Raw genomic sequence first — 5244 nt, 5'->3', positions numbered from 1 at the left:
CTCGTCGCGATCAGCAGATCGACGACGAAGCCGGGCTTGATGGACTTCGGCCGATCGTCCCAGGGATCGCGCTCCCGCTGCTTTGCCGGTGGACCCGGCAGGGCCTTCACCAGGGCCGCGCCGATCTGCTCCAGGCCGAGCGCCGTGACTTCCACGCAGCGTTTCACCAGGTCGCCGCAGGCGCTCAGCCGCAGCGGCGCGTTGCGCGCGACGATCCCGACCAGCAGTTCGGTTGCACGCAGAGCCGGTAGCAGGGCGACCGCACGCATGATCGCTTCGTTGTCGCGGGCGGCGTAGTTGCCTTCCGCGGACACGCCAGAGAGAAATTCATCGATACGTTTCATATTGCCGAGCCGAACCTGCAACTCCAGCATCCGCTCGGCATCGACGTCGTCATCCGATCGCCAAGTCAAACGCGACCAGGAGGCCACCATGTGGCCAGAAAGCTCATCAGCCTCCCGCCATGACGGCGACTCGGCCGGCCTGCCGTTCGCCTCCCAGCGCGCCGTGAGACCCTCGAGATGGGGCAGCGTCGTGGGCAAGCCGGCCTGATTGAGCACGGCGAACCGGCGCGCCGTCGGCCAGAGGACGAAACCGGCGCGCCGATAGGTGCGATCGAAGGATGCGCCCTCGTTGCCGGTCGCCTCGTGGAAATGCTGCTCGTCGGGTGTCAGTTTCTCGAAGGCATCCGGCGGACAAAGCTCGTCCTCGCCGAACGGAAACAGGCCGAAGCTCGCCTCGCCTCCATCCGGACGCCGCCACTCCGACAGGATGAGGTCCCGGTCGATGACCTCGACAACCTCGAAGTCGTCGCCTTCGTCTTCCTCATCCTCTTCGTCCTCGTCGCGATCCCAGCGGCCGCGGCCGTAATAGCCGGTGTCTTCGGCGCTGCCGCTCTCCTCGATCGACGCCAACGCGAGATGAAGATCGCAATCCGCTTCGGCGGCGGCGCCGACCAGCACGGACGCGACGCCAGCATCGGCACCCTTGAGCGCACGGAACGACAACTCGGCCGGTGTATAGACATGCTCCAGAGGCAGGACCAGCTTGTCCGGCGCGTCCGGATCGCTCGCCCAGCTCCGCAGCGCCTGCACCACGCGTTCGCGCTCCTTGCGATAGTCCGGCGCCGAGACCCGGCGACTCTTGCCGGCGAAGCAAAGATTGTAGACGAGAGTCAGGCGATGTCCGGCCTGAACCGGCCGCACCTCGTGCACGCAGTCGGCATAGAAGGCGGCAAGCCCGATCTCCGACGGCTCCTGCGGCCGTAAGTCGAACACCACCTCGCGGCCGAGATGCTTGACGACCAGCTCGCCGCCGCGATGGTCGGACGGCAGCACGAGCACCATGGTCGCGAACATGCCGGGAGCCTTCTCGGTGTCGCGATGATCGACGAAGAAGCCGCGGGTATCGTAGACAAGGAGCTTGTAGAAGTCGGCCTCCACCGGCCCTTCCACGCCGAGACCGCGGACGGCATCGACGACCAGCCGCGCCAGAGTCTCGTCCCACCGGCGACCGCTGATCCGAACCTTGGTGGGATCGAGCTGCCAGGTTCGCCGGACCTCCCGATCGATCACGGTCGCCTCGCCGCGTCCATAGGGAGCGGCGTCCGCGGCTGCCACGAGATGCTCGGCCTGCGGCGTGAGAATCGGAAAGGCGATCCTCCCTATGCCGTCGACATCGATCGTCGGCATGACGATTTCGCGGGTGTCCCCGGTGCAGAAATCGCCCGGACGTTCGACGGAACGCAGGCTGTCGAGCAACGCATCACCGATTGACGACATGGCATCCCTCATCTTCTTCACGATCGTCGATCATTGCAGCTTGATATCGGCCGCCTTGATCACCCCGCCCCAACGCTCGATCTCCCGGTGCAGATAGTCCGCCGTCTTCTCGACCGATCCGCCGAACACCTCGGCCGACAGCGGCTTCAGATGATCCTGCACCTCCGGCTGGGTCAGGGCCTCGTTGACGTCGGCATTGACCTTGTCGATGACGCTCCTGGGCGTTCCCGGTGGCGCCACCACGCCATACCATGCCACGGCTTCGAAGCCTGGCAACGTCTCCGCGATGGTCGGAACGTTGGGCAGCGTCGCGAGCCGCTTGGGCGAGGCGACCGCCAGCAGCTTCAGCTTGCCGGCCTCGACCAGCGGCAGCGAGACGCCGAGATTGTCGAACATCACATCGACATTGCCGGCGACCAGATCCTGCAGCGCAGGCGCCGAGCCGCGGTAAGGAACATGGCGGAGCTTCACCCTCGCCATCAACTGAAACAGCTCGGAGGTCAAATGCGAGGTCGTCCCGTTGCCCTGGGTTGCCGACGTCAGCTTGTCGGGATTCTGTCGCAGATAGTCGATGAACTCGGCGACGCTCGATGCCTTGACATTGGCCGGATTGACGAACAACCCGTTCGGCACCTGCGCCATCACGACAACCGGCTCCAGCCTGACCGGATCGAACCCGAGCTTCGGGTAGAGATTCTGATTGATCACCAGCGGCGGCGGCGGTGACGCCAGCAGCGTGTAGCCATCGGGAGCCGAACGGAACGCCAGCTCGGAGCCGATATTGCCGGCCGCGCCCGTGCGGTTCTCGATGACGACCGGCTGATGCCATTTGCGCGAGACCCAGTCGAAAATGATCCGCGGCACGGCATCGGCTGTGCCGCCGGCGGGGAACGGCACGACGACCTTCACCACATGATCCGGAAACTCCTCCGCGCGCAGCGGACCGCAGACTTGCAGAGACGCCGCGAAAACCATGGCCAGACATCGCCGGGCGGGAGAGAAGGAAAGTGTCGGTCCAGGCACCTGAAACTACCTCTTGTTGTCGCTGCAACGATCAGCTCGCATTGCTTGCGAGTTGCGATTTGTCGTTCCACGCCATCGAGAATAGCGTGAACCAGCAGGCGTCCGAAGCATTTGGCGCAGTGACGACGAATTTTGGATGAGAAGACCACTGGAATCTTGAGGTTTCAAGCGTCAATGTCCGCAAGCGTTTCGTGGAATGAAATCACACAGGATGAAGTGATGGCGCGGTCGGGACTCAACATCGTCGTTGTGGGCGGGGGAATTGGCGGGTTGTTCGCAGCGAACGCGCTGATCGCGAACGGGTTCAACGTGACAGTCCATGAACAGGCGCCCGCGCTCGGCGAGGTCGGAGCAGGCGTGTTCCTGACACCGAACAGCGTGCGCCACCTGCAGAGGGTCGGCCTCGGGCCCGCCGTCGAGAAATGGGGCGCCAGGGTCGGCACCGGCTCGCACTATTTCCGCCATGATGGCGCGCCGATCGCGCCGGTCCAGGTGACGGACTCCTCGGGCTGGAACGCGACCTATGGGATGCATCGGGCCGACCTCGTCGACATGCTCGCGAACGCGCTGCCGGCCGGCGTGATTCGGACCGGCCATCGCGCCGTCGATCTGGAGCAGACCGAGACGAGCGCGCGGGTCGCGTTCGCAAACGGCGCCTTCGCCGAAGGCGATATCGTCATCGCGGCCGACGGCATTCACTCCGAGCTGCGGCGCAAGGTGACCCCGCCGGCGCGGCCGGTGTTTCACGGCAACATCGCCTATCGCGGCGTGCTGGCGCATGCGCTCATTCCGCACTGGCCGACCGATTGCTGGCAGATGTGGCTCGGCCAGGGAAAACATTTTCTCACCTTCCCGGTGCGCGCGGGCGAACTGATCAACTATGTCGGCTTCGTGCCGGCGGACGAGGAGATGAAGGAATCCTGGTCCGCGCCCGGCGATCCCGACGCGCTGCGCCGCGAGTTCGAAGGCTGGGACAGCCGCATCGAGGGGCTGCTGAGTCAGGTGCAGAAGACCTTCCGCTGGGCCCTCTATGACCGCGAGCCGCTGCCGACCTGGACCAAGGACCGGCTGACCTTGCTCGGCGATGCCGCACACCCGATGCTGCCGCATCTCGGCCAGGGCGCCAACCAGTCGATCGAGGACGGCATGGCGCTGGCAACGATTCTGGCGCAGGCCGGACCTGCCGCCGCGCCGGCGGCCCTCGCGGCCTATGAACGGCTGCGGCGCGAACGGGTGGCCACCGTGCAGCGTGGCGCCCGCGAGAACGGCATGCGCTACGATTCGGCCTATTCCGACCTCGGCGTCCGCGACGCCGAGATCACCGCGCATGCCGCGTTCCGCAAGCGGCTCTACGACTATGACGTGGTGCGCGAGGCGGAGTTGGCGGCGGTAGGATTGGCGTGAGGCGTTCCTCGGCCCGAGCAGCGGGCGTGGCCCGGATGAGCGCAGCGACATCCGGGTATCCATCGTCTCGTCCCGGATATCGCTTCGCTCATCCGGGCTACTTTGTTGCTGACGCAGCCGGGCGTTCGCACCCGATGGATCGGCGCCCCGGCTGTCAGGCCTTGGCGGCCTCGAGCAACCACTGTCGCGCCGCCTCACCCTCCCGAAGGTCCGGCGCGCCGGAGACACCGACGTCAATGCGGCATTTGACGAGGGACTCGATTCCGGTGGCGCCGCGCAGACGCGCACCGCCCAGCTTGGTTCCATCCAGGAAAACATCGTCAAGCTGGCTGCCGACCAGCGAGGCGCCGCGCAGATTGGCACCGCTGAGATCGGCGCCGCGCAGATCGGCGTGATCGAGATCGGCCTCGGTCAAGATGGCTTCGATCAGGCTCGCGCGACGGAGATTGGCGCCGGCAAGCCTCGCGGAGGTGAAATCGGCATAGTCGAGATTCGATTTGACCAGCGCGGCATTGGAGAAATCGGCGCGTTCGAATTTGGCGGAGGCCAGGTTGCATCCGGACAGATCGGTCCGCGCCATCGAGGCCGCGGAAAAATCGGCACCGGGGATTTCGGCATCCAGCAGTTCGATTTCAGGCAACCGGGCGCCGCGGAAATCGAGATCTTCGGACACGAGCTGTCGTCCCGCCTGCCCCGAGGACGCCACCCAGGCCTGGTGCTGCTCCACCATCTTTCGCGTCCGCGCGTCGATCATGGCCAATATTTCACTCTGTCGCCCCATCCCCGGGCGACACCCTCTTGCTTCAACGCGGCAATGTCCGCGGGTTTCATCTTGCTGGTATCCAGCATCACATTTTCGCCGAGGGTGAGTGACTTGTCCACTTTTCCGGCATCCCTCGCCAACGAGAAACCGCCTTTCCGGACCGGAAAATTCGAGTTGAATCCCTTCACGTCCCATCGGGTACCGGCGGCGTCGATGAATTCCGCGGCGCCGCTCGGGTCGCGGACGATCGGGCCCGGCACCTTGCCGGCCTTC

The 5244-nt window shown here is 65.4% G+C and carries 5 protein-coding genes; 1 reads left to right on the top strand and 4 read right to left on the bottom strand.

The genetic code is table 11. The features are described 5' to 3' along the window. Together JOY90_RS36635 and JOY90_RS36630 are read right to left on the bottom strand one after the other, a co-directional pair. On the bottom strand, nucleotides 1–1781 hold a 1781-nt coding region (locus tag JOY90_RS36635; RefSeq protein ID WP_291695961.1), incomplete at its 3' end, for a 2OG-Fe(II) oxygenase. A gap of 30 nt (nucleotides 1782–1811) precedes the next feature. Then, complete coding sequence (locus JOY90_RS36630; protein ID WP_291695960.1) at nucleotides 1812–2756, bottom strand: tripartite tricarboxylate transporter substrate binding protein; 945 nt, start codon at nucleotides 2754–2756, stop codon at nucleotides 1812–1814. A gap of 267 nt (nucleotides 2757–3023) precedes the next feature. Here JOY90_RS36630 and JOY90_RS36625 point away from each other — a divergent pair, with 267 nt between their 5' ends. Beyond that, nucleotides 3024–4208, top strand: a complete 1185-nt coding sequence (locus JOY90_RS36625) for an FAD-dependent monooxygenase (protein WP_291695959.1) — start codon at nucleotides 3024–3026, stop codon at nucleotides 4206–4208. 154 nt (nucleotides 4209–4362) lie between these two features. On the opposite strand, the gene JOY90_RS36620 is transcribed toward JOY90_RS36625, so the two are convergent. Then, entirely contained in the window at nucleotides 4363–4962 is a 600-nt protein-coding gene (locus JOY90_RS36620; protein ID WP_291695958.1) for a pentapeptide repeat-containing protein, read from the bottom strand. After that, nucleotides 4959–5244: hypothetical protein (locus tag JOY90_RS36615; protein WP_291695957.1), on the bottom strand; the 286-nt coding region annotated here is incomplete at its 5' end. The genes JOY90_RS36620 and JOY90_RS36615, both read right to left, overlap by 4 nt.

Source organism: Bradyrhizobium sp. (genome assembly GCF_019242285.1).
Lineage (GTDB): Bacteria > Pseudomonadota > Alphaproteobacteria > Rhizobiales > Xanthobacteraceae > Bradyrhizobium.
This window is presented reverse-complemented; position numbering and strand designations above follow the sequence as displayed.

Coding starts and splice junctions, on each gene's coding strand:
- JOY90_RS36630 (WP_291695960.1), bottom strand. CDS start 2,756: ATGGTTTTCGCGGCGTCTCTGCAAGTCTGCGGTCCGCTGCGCGCGGAG.
- JOY90_RS36625 (WP_291695959.1), top strand. CDS start 3,024: ATGGCGCGGTCGGGACTCAACATCGTCGTTGTGGGCGGGGGAATTGGC.
- JOY90_RS36620 (WP_291695958.1), bottom strand. CDS start 4,962: ATGATCGACGCGCGGACGCGAAAGATGGTGGAGCAGCACCAGGCCTGG.